The sequence below is a fragment of the Micromonospora sp. NPDC023888 genome (genome assembly GCF_040639415.1).
GTDB lineage: Bacteria > Actinomycetota > Actinomycetes > Mycobacteriales > Micromonosporaceae > Micromonospora.
Genome location: NZ_JBEZZW010000049.1, coordinates 38,460 through 53,890, shown reverse-complemented (window position 1 = coordinate 53,890; position 15,431 = coordinate 38,460). Strand labels below are relative to the sequence as shown.

The 15,431-nt window shown below is 71.2% G+C and carries 8 protein-coding genes; 1 reads left to right on the top strand and 7 read right to left on the bottom strand.

All coding sequences use genetic code 11. From position 1 onward, the window contains the following. The 4 genes from AB0F61_RS30505 to AB0F61_RS30490 all read right to left on the bottom strand — a co-directional run. Positions 1–6,884 (bottom strand): amino acid adenylation domain-containing protein (locus tag AB0F61_RS30505; RefSeq protein ID WP_357816777.1); only part of this gene is annotated, 6,884 nt, incomplete at its 3' end. A gap of 40 nt (positions 6,885–6,924) precedes the next feature. After that, the gene (locus tag AB0F61_RS30500; RefSeq protein ID WP_357816775.1) at positions 6,925–7,719 is read right to left on the bottom strand and encodes a phytanoyl-CoA dioxygenase family protein; all 795 of its coding nucleotides are present in this window, start codon (positions 7,717–7,719) and stop codon (positions 6,925–6,927) included. 78 nt (positions 7,720–7,797) lie between these two features. Beyond that, a complete protein-coding gene (locus tag AB0F61_RS30495; RefSeq protein ID WP_357816772.1) occupies positions 7,798–9,006 on the bottom strand; it encodes a cytochrome P450 in 1,209 nt (402 codons plus the stop codon). Between the two features lie 111 nt (positions 9,007–9,117). Then, positions 9,118–11,751, bottom strand: coding sequence for a LuxR C-terminal-related transcriptional regulator (locus AB0F61_RS30490; RefSeq protein ID WP_357816769.1), 2,634 nt, complete (start codon positions 11,749–11,751; stop codon positions 9,118–9,120). A 311-nt stretch (positions 11,752–12,062) separates the two neighbouring features. Here AB0F61_RS30490 and AB0F61_RS30485 point away from each other — a divergent pair, with 311 nt between their 5' ends. Next, positions 12,063–13,325 carry a cytochrome P450 gene (locus AB0F61_RS30485; protein WP_357816766.1) on the top strand — a complete coding sequence of 421 codons (1,263 nt, stop codon included), beginning with the start codon at positions 12,063–12,065 and terminating at the stop codon, positions 13,323–13,325. 93 nt (positions 13,326–13,418) lie between these two features. Here AB0F61_RS30485 and AB0F61_RS30480 read toward each other — a convergent pair whose 3' ends face one another. From AB0F61_RS30480 to AB0F61_RS30470, 3 genes are read right to left on the bottom strand one after another with little or no spacing between them, the layout of a single operon-like run. Next, positions 13,419–13,910: a hypothetical protein gene (locus AB0F61_RS30480; RefSeq protein WP_357816763.1), complete on the bottom strand. Its 492-nt coding sequence runs from the start codon at positions 13,908–13,910 to the stop codon at positions 13,419–13,421. A gap of 9 nt (positions 13,911–13,919) precedes the next feature. Further along, positions 13,920–14,648, bottom strand: coding sequence for an alpha/beta fold hydrolase (locus tag AB0F61_RS30475; RefSeq protein ID WP_357816760.1), 729 nt, complete (start codon positions 14,646–14,648; stop codon positions 13,920–13,922). Next, the gene (locus AB0F61_RS30470) at positions 14,645–15,430 is read right to left on the bottom strand and encodes an FkbM family methyltransferase (RefSeq protein WP_357816758.1); all 786 of its coding nucleotides are present in this window, start codon (positions 15,428–15,430) and stop codon (positions 14,645–14,647) included. Before AB0F61_RS30470 ends, AB0F61_RS30475 begins: the two co-directional genes overlap by 4 nt. Between the last annotated feature and the right edge of the window lies 1 nt (position 15,431).

The window sequence follows — 15,431 nt, the reverse complement described above, 5'->3', positions numbered from 1 at the left end:
ACCCGCAACACCAACGTATTAACAAAAAAACCAACCAACTCATCCAACGACTCATCAGTACGACCCGCGACCGGACTACCAACAGGCACATCCTCACCCGCACCCAACCGCGTCAACACCGCCGCCAACCCCGCCAACAACACCATGAACAACGTCGCACCCGACACCCGAGCCAACCGCAACAAATCAGCATGCAACCCAGCATCCAAACCGAACATCACCACATCACCCGCATACGACGCCACCTGCGGCCGAACCCGATCCGGCGGCAACGTCACCTGCTCCGGCAAACCCCCCAACCGCCCACGCCAATACGCCAACTGACGCCCAAACACACTCCCCGGATCCCCCTCATCCCCCAACAACCGACGCTGCCACACCGTGTAATCCGCATACTGCACCGGCAACGCCGACCACGACGGACCACGACCCACCCGCCGATCCCCATACGCCACCGCCAAATCCCGCGCCAAAGGCCCCAACGACGCACCATCCGCCGCAATATGATGCAACACCAACACCAAAACCCACTCACCCACACCCACCACAAACAACCACGCCCGAACCGGAATCTCCCGACCCAAATCAAACCGATACCGCACCACCTCCCCCACAACCCCCGACAACTCCTCCTCCCCCGACACCTCCACCACCGGCAAATCCACCCCCACACCCTCCAAAACCCGCTGACACGGAACCCCATCAACCTCCCCAAACACCGTCCGCAACGACTCATGCCGACCCACCACATCACCCAACGCCAACCGCAAAGCCGCCACATCCAACACACCCGACAACCGCAACACCAACGGCGAGTTATACGTCGCCGACGGCCCCTCCAACCTGTGCAAAAACCACAACCGCTGCTGCCCAAACGACAACGGCAACACCACCGGCCGCACCACCGGCCCCAACGCCACCTGCACACCACCACCCGACTCCCCCAACACCACCGCCAACTCAGCCGGCGACGGCGCCGCGAAGATCTGCTGCAGGAGTGCCTCGACGCCCAGCACCGAGCGGATCCGACTGGTCAGCCGGGTGGCCAACAGCGAGTGCCCACCCAGGTCGAAGAAGCTGTCGTCGACGCCGACCCGCTCCAGGCCGAGGATGTCGGCGTACAGCTCGCAGAGGATCTGCTCCAGCGGCGTCCGCGGGCGGCGTCCATGGGAGACGATCACCTCCGGATCGGGCAGCGCCCGGCGGTCGATCTTCCCGTTCGGGGTGACCGGGATCCGCTCGATCGGCGTGATCGTGGCCGGGACCAGGTAGTCCGGCAGCAACCCCTGCACCGTGGCGCGCAGCTCCGACACCAGTTCGCCGGCCGTACGGGCCACCGCGGGAACGTTCGCCAGCTCGACGCCGTCGACCGGGCGATACACGTCGGCCAGGGGTTCCGCCTCGGCGGCGTCGGTCAGCACGACGTCGTACAGGTTCCACCCGCTCGACGACCACGTCGGCACCGCTCGCAGGCCGCGCTCCGCCGCCCACCGCCGCACCGCCTCGGGTTCGAGCTGCCGGCCCACCGAGGCCGGCACCGCGTCCATGCCATCCAGCGACCGCACCGCGGCCACCCCACCGGCCAGCCGCGGGTTCGGGATCCGCGTCAGCCGCGCCGGGCCGGTCACCTCGTCCAGGTCGGTGATGTCCCGGCCCCAAACCAGCACGGGCAGCGTGGCAAGCTGCCGTGCCGGGGCGGTGTGCAGGACGACCTCGTACCGGTAGCCGGTCAGCTCGTTCGACGCCTGCCCGCCCTTCAGCGCCACCTCGACGGCGGTGCGGGCCGGGTGCTCGATCGAGGTGAAGAACTCGGGGGCCAGCAGCAGCTCCTTCTCCACCGCCATGGCGTGCTCGACCGCCGCGCGCAGCCCCTGCGTGCCGCGGGCGTCGTGCACCGCCGCGTGGAACACCCGCAGCAGGCCGTAGTGCCGGACGTCGCCGACGATCACCCGGCCGCCGTCGGCGAGCAGGTCCATGACCTGGGTGAGCACATCGCGCAGGTAGTCGGCGCTCGGAAAGTACTGCACCACCGAGTTGATGACGACCGTGTCGAAGTAGCGGCGAGGCAGGCCGGTGACGTCGTGCGCCGGCTGGCAGGACAGCCGCACGTGATCCCACCCGCGGGCGTCCGCGAAGGCGCGCAGCCGGTCGATCGAGACCTGGGAGAGATCCGTTCCCCAGTACTCGTCGACAGCATCGGCCAGCGGGGTCATCAGCAGACCGGAGCCCGAGCCGATCTCCAGCACCCGGCCGCGCCCGAAGCGCCGCACCGCGTCCACCGCGGACCGCTGCCACTCCCGCATCTCCTCGACGGGGATCGGGTCGCCGGTGAAGGAGCTGTTCCAGCCGATGAAGTCGTTGCCCGCGTCGCCGGAGAAACCGGCGTAGACCTGGTCGTAGATGTCGTTCCACTCGGAGAGCTGGTCGTCGACGCCGTCCGGCGACGCCTGCGCGGCCAGCACCACGTACGCCGCCAGCGACACCGCCCCCGAGCGGTCCCGGCGCGGCACCACCACGGCCCGGTCGACCGACGGCTGGTTCGCGAGGACGCGTTCGACCTCGCCGGGTTCGACCCGGAAGCCGCGCACCTTCACCTGCTCGTCGGAGCGCCCGAGGTACTCCAGCTCACCGTCGGCGTTCCACCTGACGACGTCGCCGGTCCGGTACATCCGGGCCCCCGGCGCACCGTACGGGCTCGCGACGAACCGCGACGCGGTCAACCCGGCCCGGCGCAGGTAGCCCCGGGCCAGGCCGGCGCCGCCGATATACAACTCGCCGGGCACGCCCGGAGCCGCCGGCCGGAGCGTCTCGTCCAACACGTACAACTCAGAGTCGATCATCGGCCGGCCGATCGGTGCGCGCGCCTCGGCCAGCGGGAACGTGTGCGAGGCGGCGATCGTGCACTCGGTCGGGCCGTACGCGTTGACGACGTCCCGCCCCGGCAGCCACAGCCGGACCAGCTCGGGCGGGCAGGCCTCGGCGCCGACACTGAGCAGCCGGAACTCCGGCAGTCGTCCGGCGGCCTCCGCCGCGATGGTGCTCAACGCGGACGGCGGGATGTGCGCGTGGGTGATGCGCTGCTCCGCGAGAGCCTCGGCCAGTTCCTCGCCGGCCAGCCGGTGCTGGCTGGCGATGACCAGCCGGGCCCCCGAACTGAACGCCCACACCATCTCCAGCACCGAGGCGTCCACACTCGGTGACGACAGCTGCAGCACCCGGTCGTTCTCTCCCGCCGCACACCGCTCCCGCAGGGTCTCGGCGAAGGCGGCGAGACCGCGGTGGGTCACCACGACGCCCTTGGGCTGCCCGGTCGAGCCCGACGTGTAGATGACGTACGCCGGGCTGTCGACGTTCGCGGGCCGCACCCGGTCGGCGTCGGTGGGGTCGTCGTCCCGGCCCGCCCCCCAGTCGTCGACCAGGACCAGCTCACACGTCAGGTCGGCGGGCAGGTTCTCGGCACCGGCACGGGAGGTCAACACCAGCCGCGGGGCCGAGTCGGTGAGCACGTGCCGGTTGCGGCGGGGCGGGAAGACCAGGTCCACCGGCACGTACGCGGCACCCGCCTTGAGCACCCCGAGCAGGGACGCCACCAGGCGCGCGGACCTCGGCATGGCGATGCCGACCAGGTCCTCCGGGCCGATGCCACTGTCGATCAGCCGGCCCGCGACGTGGTTGGCGTACCGGTTCAACTCCCGGTACGTCCAGACATCACTGTCGTCGCTCACGGCGATCGCGTCCGGCGTGGCCGCCACCTGCCGTTGGAACAGGTCGCCGAAGGTCACCGGCGGGACGTCCCGCTCGTAGCGTCGCCAGCCGGCCAGCCGGGAGTCGTCCTCCGGGGTGATGACGTCGAAGGTGTCGACCCGACGCCCCGGGTCGGCCACCACCTGGCGGATCAACTGGATCCAGCGCTCGACGACCGCCTCCGCCGTGGCGCGGTCGTAGAGGTCGGCGGCGTACTCCGCGGTGCCGCTGATCCCGTCGGGTTGCTCGCTGACGCTCAGCGACAGGTCGAACCGGGCGGTTCCGGTCGGTATCTGCTCGGCGCGTACCCGCAGGCCGGGCAGGTCGAACGGGACCGAGGTGTTGTTCTGCAGGACCAGGGCGATCTGGAACAGCGACTGGCGGCCGGCGGCCCGCTGCGGGTTGAGCCTCTCGACCAGGTGCTCGAACGGCACGTCCTGATGGCCGTACGCGCCGAGGCTGGTGTCACGCACCCGGTGCAGCAGGTCGGTGAAACGCGGGGAGCCGGCGGTGTCGGTGCGCAGCACCAGCATGTTGACGAAGAGCCCGACCAGATCGTCGAGGGCGGGTTCGGACCGCCCGGCGACACCGGCGCCGATGGCGATGTCGGTGCCCGCGCCGAGCCGGGTCAGCAGCGCGGCGACGGTGGCCTGCAGGACCATGTAGACGGTGGCGCCGTTGTCGCGGGCGAGCTCCGAGATGCCGGCGTGCAGGTCGGCGTCGATGGTGATGGGAACGACGCCGCCGCGGTACGTGGCGACGGTCGGACGGGGACGGTCGCCCGGCACGGTGATCTCGTCGGGCAGGTCGGCGAGCTGCTCGTGCCAGTAGCGCAGCTGCTCGCTCAACGGGCTCGTCGGGTCGTCCTCGACGCCGAGCATCGCGCGCTGCCAGAGCGTGTAGTCGGCGTACTGCACCGGGAGCGGCAGCCACTGCGGTGCGACCCCGTTGCGCCGGGCCGAGTATGCGGTGACCAGGTCCCGGGCGAGCGGCGCCCCGGACCAGCCGTCGCCGGCGATGTGGTGGATGACCAGCATCAGCACCGACTCGTCCGGGCTGACGGTGAGCAGCTCGGCGCGGACCGGGAGCTGCCGGGCCAGGTCGAACTCGTGCCGCGCCGAGCGACGCAGCTCCTCGTCCAGCCGTGCCGCGTCGACCGGACGGACGGGTAGGTCCGGGCGTACCTCTTCCGGGTCCAGGATCTGCTGGTACGGCTGACCGTCGACCTCGCGGAAGAGGGTGCGCAGCGGCTCGTGGCGGCGGATGACGTCGGCGAGGGCCGCGGCGAGCGCGCCGGTGTCGACCTCGCCGGTCAGGTGCAGGGCCAGCGGCATGTTGTAGGTCGCCGACGGCCCTTCCAGGCGGTGCAGGAACCAGAGCCGTTGCTGCGCGAAGGAGAGCGGGATCCGCTCGGGCCGAGGCAGACGGGTCAGCTCCGGGCGGGTCGCGCCGACCTCCTGCCGTTGCAGGTACGCCGCGAGGGCCGCCGGGGTGGACCTCGCGAAGAAGTCCTTCATGCCGACCTCGACGCCGAGCGTGCCGCGGATCCGCCCGATCAACCGGCCGGCCAGCAACGAATGCCCGCCCAGGTCGAAGAAGTCGTCGTCGAACCCCGTCTGCGGCACCCCGAGGATCTCGGCGAACAGCACCCGGAGCAGGTCTTCGAGCGGGCTGCGCGCGGTCCGGTCGAGTCCGGCCGAGGTGTACGTCGGATCGGGCAGGGCGTCGCGGTCGACCTTGCCGTTCGGGGTCAGCGGCAGGCTGTCGAGCAGCACCACACTGGCCGGGACCAGATACGACGGCAGCGCGCCGCGCAGCTCGTCGCGCAGTGCCGTCGCGCTGGTGTCGGCCGAGGCCGGCACGACGTAGGCGACCAACTGCCGTTCCCCGCGAGCGTCCGGTCGCACGGTGACGGCCGCGTGCACGACGTCGGTCCGGCGCTGCAGCACCGCCTCCAGCTCACCGGGCTCCACCCGGGCCCCGCGGATCTTGACCTGGTCGTCGGCGCGGCGCAGGAACTCCAGTTGCCCGTCGGGGCGGATCAGGCCGACGTCGCCGGTGCGGTACATCCGCGACCCGGGCGGCCCGTACGGATCGGCGAGGAACCGGGACGCGGTCAGGCCCGGCCGGCGCAGGTAGCCCCGGGCCACGTTGGCGCCCGCGACGTACAGTTCGCCGGCCGTTCCGGGGTCGACCTGCGCCAGGGTGTCGTCCAGGACGTAGACGCGGGTGCCGTCGATGGGCCGGCCGATCGGGGCGTCCGGGCCGGTCAGCGGCGCGGTGAGGGTGGTGGCCACAGTGGTCTCGGTCGCGCCGTACCCGTTGATCAGACGGCGGCCCGCCGACCACCGACGCACCAGCTCGGGCGGGCAGGTCTCCCCACCGATGTGCACAGTGGTCAGGTCGGGCAGCTGATTCTCGGCATCCGGCGGCAGCGAGGCCAGCACCGGGACCGGCAGCGTGACGTGGGTGATCCGCTGCTCCCGCAGCACCCGGAGCAGATCGTCGCCGGAGAGCCGCTCGGCCGGGCTGACGACCAGGGTGCCGCCGGTGGCGACCGCGGTGAGCAACTCCCAGATGGCCACGTCGAAGCCGAGCGACGCCAGTTGCAGCACGCGCGGGGCCTCGCCCGGTGCGTACCGGTCGGTGACCGTGCGGGCGAGGTTGACCATGCTGCCGTGCGTGACCCCGACGCCCTTCGGCGTCCCGGTGGAGCCGGACGTGTAGATGACGTAGGCCAGGCTGTCCGAGGTGAGCGGCGCCGTCGGGTTGTCGTCCGGTTGCCCGGCCCAGCCGGTGGCGTCGCCGTCCAGGATCAGGTTGGGTGTGGCGTCGGCCAGCAGGTGGTTGATGCGCTCGGCCGGAAGGACCGGATCGAGCGGCAGATACACGGCACCCGCCTTGAGCGTGCCGAGCAGCGCCGCGACCTGTTCGAGGCCGCGGTCGAGGGCGACGCCCACCGTCTGCTCCGGCCCGGCGCCGCGCTCGACCAACCACCAGGCGATGCGGTTGGCGGCGGAGTTCAGCTCCCGGTACGACCACACCCGCTCCCCGTCGCTGATCACCGGCGCGTCGGGGTGCGCCTCGACCATCGACTCGTACAACCGGACGATGGTGGCCGCTACGTCAGCAGAGCTCATGGTCACTTCCATCGGTTCGTCGGGGCGCCGGACGGGTCGGTCAGGGGCGGTCGAGCGGGCCGCTGTCCACCACGAGCGGGGTGGTGTCGCGTCCGGCCAGGTGCTCCGCGCGTGGGGCGCCGACCGGCCGCGGCGCGTCCGACACCGGGTTGTAGGTGAGGATCAGCAGGCGGCGGGCGAACGGCGAGATGTTGGTGCCGGACCCGTGCACGATCTGCGAGCTGAACAGCAGCACCCCGCCCCGGGCGCCCTTCGGGCTGACCATCTCGTGCTGCTTGACCAGGTCGGCCAGCTCGGCCGGGGTCAGCGAGTACTCGTCCGGGTCGATGTGGCCGGACCCGTTGGCGTCGGTGGTCGCCGCACGTTCCAGCGTGCCCAGCCGGTGCGAGCCACGCAGGAAGATCACCGGGCCGTTGAACTCGGTGACGTCGTCGAGGAAGACCGCCACGTTCACCTGCGAGGGGGCCGGCATGTTGTCGGCGTCCCGCCAGACGATGTAGTCCTGGTGCCACGCCCACCGCTCGCCGCCGAACGCCTGCTTCGAATTGACCTTCATCTGGTGTACGTAGAGGTCCGCGCCGACGAGCTGGCGGGCCGGGCCGAGTAGCCGCTCGGTACGGACCAGCCGCTCGAAGACCGGGTGCCGGGTGTGCGAGGCATAGATCGAGCGCAGGGTGGAGCCGTCCTTCTCGGTGATCAGATGCGGACCCGGCACGCGCTGGTCCTCGCTCAGCGCGACGCACAGGGTCTCGATCTCGTCGCCGGAGAACACGTCGTCCAGCAGCACGTACCCGTCGTTGTGGTAGCTCGCGAGCTGATCCTCTGTGAGTTTCATGGCCCTCTCCGCATGGACGTGGTCGGCAGGATGTGGTGACCGGCGATCGCGTGGGTGCGGCGACCCCGAGGTGCCCGATCAGTGGTGTCGGAAGGCGATGCGCAGGGACCGCGGACCGGCGACTCCGGGCGTGTCGTAGTAGTCGATGGGAGCGCCCGTCACCTCGAACCGGCTGAAGCGGTCGAACATCGCCTCGAGTGCGATCCCCAGTTCGAGGCGTGCCAGCGGCGCGCCCAGGCAGTAGTGGATCCCGTGGCCGAACCCCAGGTGCCGGCGGGCGTCACGGTGGATGTCGAACCGGTCCGGTTCGGTGAAGTACTCCTCGTCGCGGTTTCCGGAGATGAACGACAACGACACGAACTGGCCGGCCGGCAGCCGCTCGGCGCCCACCGTGACCGCGCGGGTGGTGACCCGCATGTTGCTGACGATGACCGGCCGGTATCGCAGGGTCTCCTCGATGAGCCCCGGGATCAGCGCGCGGTCGGCGCGCGCCTCGGCCGCCGCGGCGGGGTGCTCGTCGAGTGTCAGGACGAGGTTCGCCAGCAGCAGCGTGGTCGTCACGTGACCGGCGAGCAGGAGGAGGTTGGCGAAGTTCACCACCTCGTTCTCGGTGAGCCGCTGCCCGTCGACCTCGGCCTGAATCAGTGAGCTGATCAGATCGTCGCCGGGGTCCGCACGGCGCCGCCGGCAGTGGACCTTGAGATAGTCGAGCAGCTCCTGCTGGGTGTCGGCGACACGCTTGCGGACCGTCTGGTCGGCCAGGTCACCCTTGTCGAAGGAGAGCAGGCGCCGGGCCCAGTCACGGAACAGCTCACGGTCTGCCGTCGGCAGGCCGAGCAGCTCGCCGATCACGAGGACGGGCAGTGGGTCGGACAGGTCGGCGACGACGTCCATCTCGCCGCGGTCGGCGACGCCGCCGATCAGCTCGGCCGCGATCGCGGTGATCCGGGGCCGCAGGGCGTTGACCGCGCGGGCCGTGAACGAGCGGCTCACCAGGTCCCGCAGGAGGCGGTGCCGGGGTGGGTCCATCGCGGTCAGATTGCCCGCGGTCAGGGTGCTGTCGCCCATCTCCCCGGCCAGGTAGCGCCACAGCTCCGAGGAGAAGGTGGCCGGGTCGGCGGTGGCCTGCGTGATGTCACGGTATCGACTGAGCGTCCACAAACCGGTGTGCGGGTCCCGATGAACCGGTTGGTGCTGTCGCACGCCCCGCAGCCACCGGTGCAGCGAGCGGCCTCCGTCCAGCGAGTACGCCGGTGCTGTGCCCAGACTGGATTGCCGAAGATCCATACACGCTCACGTCGCCCCGTCGTCGTGTCATCGGAAGGTCTTCGGCAATCCTTGCGAGGACGGTCGCTCACCGCACCAGGGGCGCACCCCAGGACCAACCCCAGGGTAACGTCATGCTGACTCTGCGTAGTCCAGGGTTGTCGCGGCCAGCACGGACGACAGCGCACCACGGGACTCGATGCCGAGCTTGCGGTACGCCTGGGTCAGATGCCATTCCACGGTCTTCACCGTGACGAACAGGCTCTGCGCGATCTTCTCGTTCGGCATGCCCTCGGCGGCGAGCTCGGCCACCCGCTGCTGCCGGGGAGTCAGCACCGTTCGGGATCGACGGCCCGTGGTGTCGGCTTCGATCGAGCGCAGTTCGTCGATGGCACGGCGGTTCAGCACGTGTGCACCGTGGACACCGCTGGTCTCCGCGGCGAGCCGCAACTGCACCCGCGCAGCCGCGCTCTTGCCGACGCGGCGCAGCACGATGCCGTACGTCAGCTGGGTCCGCGCCTTTTCCAACTGCCCCGGGAAGCCTTCCATCAGGGTGGCCGCCTCCTCCACCAGGGGAAGGGCGGCCGGTCCCGGGGTCAGTAATCCCAGGGTGCGCAGCGCGGCGGCGAGCGGCGCCGGCGCGCCGCAGGAGCGGGCGCCGGCCAGTTCGTCCCGGGCCATGACGAGCGCCTCCTCGGTACGCCCCAGCCGGTGCAGCGCGGTGACCGCCGACGACCAACTGACCCACGCCCCCGGGGTCAACCCCAGGTCGACCGCGGCCCGGCGGCCCCGCAGCAGGTCGTGCAGGCCCTCCTCAAGTTGGTCCTGGGCGATCCGCAACCGACCGCGGGCGCGCAGCAGCGGAAGGACCGCGATGGTGTCCGCCGCGCCGTCGTCGATCAGGCCGGTTTCCTCGATCGTCGCGGCTGCCGCGTCCAGCGTGCCCTGCACGATCAGGGTCTCGGCGCGTACCGCTGCGGCGAACGCCCGCACCATCCGGGCCGGACGCTGCCCGTCGGTGCCGGAGAGCACCTGCAGGGCGAGATCCCCCGCCCCGGCGATGTCGCCCAACTGGTAGTCCACCGCGGCCCGCAGGCACAGGTCGAGGCCGGCGAGCATGGTCTCGGTCTGGTTCGCCGCGTCCCGCAGGGTCAGCACCGCCTGCCGAGCCTCGGCCAGCCGGTCGAAGTGCGCGAGCGTCACGGCCGCGACGAGGCCGGCACTCCACCCGACGCTGTCGCCGGCCGGCATCCGCGGCCGGTGGAGCAGATCACCGGTGAGCCGTCCGATGTGTTCGGCGAGCGTGCCCCGCCAGATCTCCTCGAGTAGCGCCTTCCCGGCGAGGTGCGGCCGTTCCACGTTGCCCAGTCGCGCCCGCCCCCCATCCCGGGTGCTCGGCGAGAGCTGTGCGATCCACACCTCGGTCGCCTCCAGCCGCGGCCTGAGGGTCGGATCGCGCACGCCGGCGATCGCCGGCTCCAGAACCGCGACCGCCTCCTCGAACTGACAGTCGAGGGTGAGCGCCCGGGCGGCGTCCAACGCCGCAGACGCGCGCTGCACCGGGTCGTCGCCGGGGACCGGTCGCAGGTGCCGGACGGTCCGCCGGATCCGCGACCGGGGCTCGACCAACTCCCCGACGGCCGCCGGGGGGACCACGGCGGGCGGTACGTTTACCAGTTGCTCGGCGACCACCTCGGAGGGGGCGCCGGTCTCGGCCAGCGCGCGCGCCGCGCGGGCGTGCAGGCGGCCACGCAGGAAGGCGGGGATCCCGGCATACACCGCGGTACGCAGCATGGGCTGCGCGAACCGCAGGGCCGGACCGTCGGTCATCACCTCGGCGTCGACAAGCGCTGTCACCGCGTCGTCGACGTCCGCCTCAAGGCAGTCGGCGGTGCGCGACACGACCACCGGATCCTCGGCCACCCCCAGCACCGCGACCGCACGGGCGACGGCGAGCGACGAACGCGGGAGATTCTGCAGGCGCCGCACCAGCTGGCGCATCACCCGGGCCGGGGGCCGCCGGGACAGCCCGGACAGCGCTTCCTCGGGTGATCCCGAGCGACCGGTGGCGACCTCCGCCAACACCTCGTGCAACAGCAGGGGGTTACCGCCGGTGGCGTCGAAGCAGGCCGCCGCGAACTCCGGCGAGCTGGCCGGCCCGAGCAGCAGGGAAACCAGGTGATGGGTGGCCGCTTCGCTGAGCGGGGCGAGCCGTAGCAGCGTCGTCTCCAGTGAGGTGCTCACCCCGCCCAGCCAGTCGACCGCCGAGCCCCGGTCGGCCGGGTCGAGAGCGACGGCGAGCAGCATCGGGGTACGTTCGGCGCGAGCGCCCAGATAGTTGAGGAACCGTAGCGACGGCATGTCCATCCAGCGGGCGTCGTCCACCACGACGACCAGGCGGCGGTCGCCCGCGAGCTCCAGCAGATCGTTGCGCAGTTGGCCGAGCATCGCCGGCGAGGCGACCTCCGGCGGCTCCCGCACCACCCGGGCGGGGACGGCCGGTTCCAGTAGCTGGGCGACGGCCCCGAACGGCACGTCGCCCTCGAACTCGTGCCCCCGGGCCCGCAGCACGCAGAACCCCGCCTCGGACGCTCGCTGATAAAGCAGTTTCAGGAGGCTGGACCGGCCCATTCCGGCGGATCCCTCGACGACCAGAACACCACCATGACCAGCGCGAAGCCACTGCAGTTTCTGCTCGATTCGCCGGGTCTCCACATCCCTTTCGAGAAGGGGATAAGGCAGTTCATTAGTAGGATCGAACCTCATGTCGAAAGCGCCCCCGAAACGCTGCGACGCGACACCCAGAGTGCCGCCTATGGGCCACACCGGTCGACCACATCGTACACACCGCAACTATGATCGTCTAGTGATAACCGTGGATTTGCCTGCCCTGCCGGTCGACCCGGAACGGTTGCGCTGACTGATCGATCACCTAAGATGGAACCCGTCAAGCCATGGGCACCTGGGCCTCGGCGGCACCGTACGTCGCGCGACAAAATGGCGTCCACCGCTATTTAATTCCCTTCCCAGGATTGCACCGTGTTGTGATCGGAAAACGGCCAGAATTCGAGGATGCCATGCACGGGGACACCAAGAAAAACCTCGGGAAACATCCGGAAAACAATGTTCCGCCGCTGATCAACGCCGATCCGCACGCCGCCTACGAACACCTGCGCGAGCAGGCCCCGGTCTGCCCCGTTCGGTCCGTCGAGGGATCACTGATGTGGATCGTCGCGCGATATGACGGCGTCCGTTCCGTGCTCAGCGACGCGCGTTTCGCGAACAATCCCGCTTCGGTTGCCGGCGGCCGGGCGCCCCAGCTACAGGCCAACGCCATGCGCCGGCTGGGCCTCGACGAGGAGCTGATCCCGTACCTGGCGGACACCCTGTTGGACAGCGACGGCACGGACCACAGCCGGCTGCGACGGCTGGTGACGCCCGCGTTCTCGGCGCGCAAGGTCAAGGCGCTCAGCCCACGCATCGAGCGCCTCACCGACGACCTGATCGATGCCCTGCCCGAGCACTCCGCCGATGGCGTCACCGATCTGCTGGCACACTTCGCCTATCCGTTGCCGATCAACGTCATCGGCGAGCTGGTCGGGGTGCCGGCCGCCGACCTGCCGGCCTGGCTGGGCTGGACGCACGACCTCTCGTTCAACCAGCAGGCCCTGGGCCAGACGCTGCGGCCACTCGTCGACCACACCTACGAGCTGGTCCGGCGCCGTGCCGCCGAGCCCGGCGAGGACGTGATCAGCGAGCTCATCCAGGCCCGGGACGCCGACGGCGACCGCCTCTCCGAGCGCGAGCTGGTCACCATGGTGCTCAGCCTGGTCATCGCGGGCCACGACACCACCGCCAACTTCATCGCCAACAGCATCTGGGCGCTGCTGACCCACCCGGACCAACTCGCCCTGCTACGCGCCGACCCCGGCCTGATGCCGCAGGCCGTGCAGGAGCTGCTGCGCTGGTGCGGGCCGGTGCTGGTGTCCCGAATGCGGTACGCCGCCGAGGACGTCGACCTGGGCTGGGGCACGTTCCAGACCGGTGACGCCGTCACGGTGGCACTCAGCGGCGGCAACCACGACCCACGACGCTTCGCCGACCCCGGCCGGTTGGACATCACCCGCCAGCACGACACCCGGGGCGAGGTGCACGTCTCCTTCGGCGCCGGCCCGCACTACTGCCTCGGCGCTGCGCTGGCCCGCCACGAGGCCGAGATCGCACTGAGCCGCCTGCTGACCCGCCACCCCGACCTGGCCCTGGCCGTGCCCGCCGAGCAGTTGCAATGGCACGCCGTGTCCGGCATGCGCAAGCTGGCCACGCTGCCGGTGCGGCTCTAGCACCAGCGCCGGCCGAGCGCGCACCAGCGCCAGCCGGGCGCGCAGCGGTGCCGACCACGCCGCAGCGCGGGCCGGCCGCGAAACAGGCGCCGGTCAGCCCAGGCCGTCGGAGACCGGGCGCTCGGGGTCCCTGCCCAGTTTCCGCCAGCGTTCGTGCTCGATCTCGTCGACGTGCCGCAGCGCCCAGCGGTCGAGATCCCGGGCGTAGACCTCCGGGGCGTACGCCGCCTGCGGCACCGCGAGGCGCGGCAGGTCCTCGTCGGGCTCCTGCCGCATCGGTTGGGCGAGCCCGGCGTGCCAACGCTGCTCGTCGGGCAGCCAGCGCTCGGTGACCGACTCGGTGCGGATGCCGACCAGGACGGCGATCTCCGACCAGCCGGCGCCCTGCTCGCGGGCGTTCAGCACGGCCGCGGTCACCAGCTTGTCGACCTGCGAGCGAACCCGTAGCGCCTCCAGCAGCAGGTCGCCCGGCGGGCGCTGCCCGTCGTCAAGCGTCGGGACGAGCCGCAGGGCGTCGTCGACCACGTCGCGTGCCCGGTCGGACAGGACGAGCCGGGCCAGGGCGGCCGGTGTGAACTCGGGCACGAGCCGATGTTACCCGCCGAGACGGTCGGAAGTGCTTCGAGCGCAGTCGGCGACCACTTCGCGGCAGACCTCGGCCGGGCTGTCGTGCAGGAAGAAATGGTCGCCGGGGAAGACCCGCATCCGGGCCTGTGGGGCGACCTCCCGCCAGCCGCTCAGCACCTCGACCGGCACCGAGGCGTCCGACGCGCCACCGTAGACCGAGACCGGCGACGACAGCGGCCGGTCGTAGGCGGGTTCGTAGCGCTCGATCAGATCCAGGTCGTTGCGGACCTGGGCAAGCAGCCGCGGCCCGAACTCCGGGTGGGTGAGGATGTCCTCCGGCGTGCCGCCGAGCCGTCGTACGTAGTCAGTCATCCCCGCGTCGGGCGCGGTGAGCACGCCGGACGGGAAGCCGCGCGGGGAGCCGGGCGGCGCCGCGGCGCAGAGCACGACCAGTTCGGGGGCCGGGCCGGTGATCCGCCGAGCGGTCTCCGCGGCGATCAGCGCCCCGAGGCTGTGCCCCAGCAGCACCCAGGGTCCCGGGAGGTCGCGCACCTCGGCGGCGAGCGCGTCGGCCCGGGACTCGATGCTGGACCGGCCGGCTTCGTCCTCCCAGTGCACCGCCCGGACCGCCAGGCCCGCCGCCGCGGCGACCCGGATCCATCCCCGGAACGCCACCACACTGCCACCGGCATGCGGCACGCAGACCAGCGTGCGGGCCGCCGAACCACCCCCGAGGGTCACCAGGGTCGCCGTCACGAGCGGTCTCCGTAAACCTCGTAGAGCTCCGTGCCGCTCAGGCTCGGATCCTGCCGGGTCCAGGTGGACATGCCCGCCGCGTGCAGCAGGCCGCAGAACTCGGCGAGGCGCCCCTGCTCGTCGTGCACCTCGGCGACAACGGCGTCGATCCGGGGCCAGTCGGCGGCTTCGATGCCGCGCAGGACGTCCAGTTCGGCGCGTTCCACGTCGACCTTCAGCAGCGCGACGTGCTCGACGCCGTGCTCGCGGAGCAGGCCGGAGACAGTGGTCACCGGGACCTCGATGGTCTGGCCGTCGTGCAGCCCCTCGACGAGCGAGTCGATCTCCTCGTCGTCCATGCCGCTGTTGCGCAGGAAGGTCCGGGTGAGGCCGTCGTCGGCCTGCCGGTCCGCGTACAGGCCGGAGTTGCCGGGCGCCTCCGGGTAGTAGGTCAGCCGCTGCCGCCCGGCGGTGGCGGCGACCGCGGTACGCACCGCCACGCCGCCGGGAACATGCTGATCGACGTTGGCTCGCAGGCACTCGAACGTGTCCGGTACCGGTTCGGCCGCGATGATCCGCACGCCCGGGTGCTCGGTGGCGAGGGCGACCGACACGAGCCCGACGTTCGCTCCGATGTCGAGCACCACGCCGTCCGGCCGCAACTGTCGCGCGCCACGCCGGTAGAAGCCGTCACCGGTGATCTCGCGCCACACCAGCAGGGCCTCGGCCGGGCGGGTGCACCACACCAGCCGGCCGTCGGGCAGCCGCAGTTGGCGACGGGAAGTGGTTTTCGAGGCGGTCATC

Coding starts and splice junctions, on each gene's coding strand:
- AB0F61_RS30490 (WP_357816769.1), bottom strand. CDS start 11,751: ATGAGGTTCGATCCTACTAATGAACTGCCTTATCCCCTTCTCGAAAGG.
- AB0F61_RS30495 (WP_357816772.1), bottom strand. CDS start 9,006: ATGGATCTTCGGCAATCCAGTCTGGGCACAGCACCGGCGTACTCGCTG.
- AB0F61_RS30485 (WP_357816766.1), top strand. CDS start 12,063: ATGCACGGGGACACCAAGAAAAACCTCGGGAAACATCCGGAAAACAAT.
- AB0F61_RS30500 (WP_357816775.1), bottom strand. CDS start 7,719: ATGAAACTCACAGAGGATCAGCTCGCGAGCTACCACAACGACGGGTAC.
- AB0F61_RS30470 (WP_357816758.1), bottom strand. CDS start 15,430: ATGACCGCCTCGAAAACCACTTCCCGTCGCCAACTGCGGCTGCCCGAC.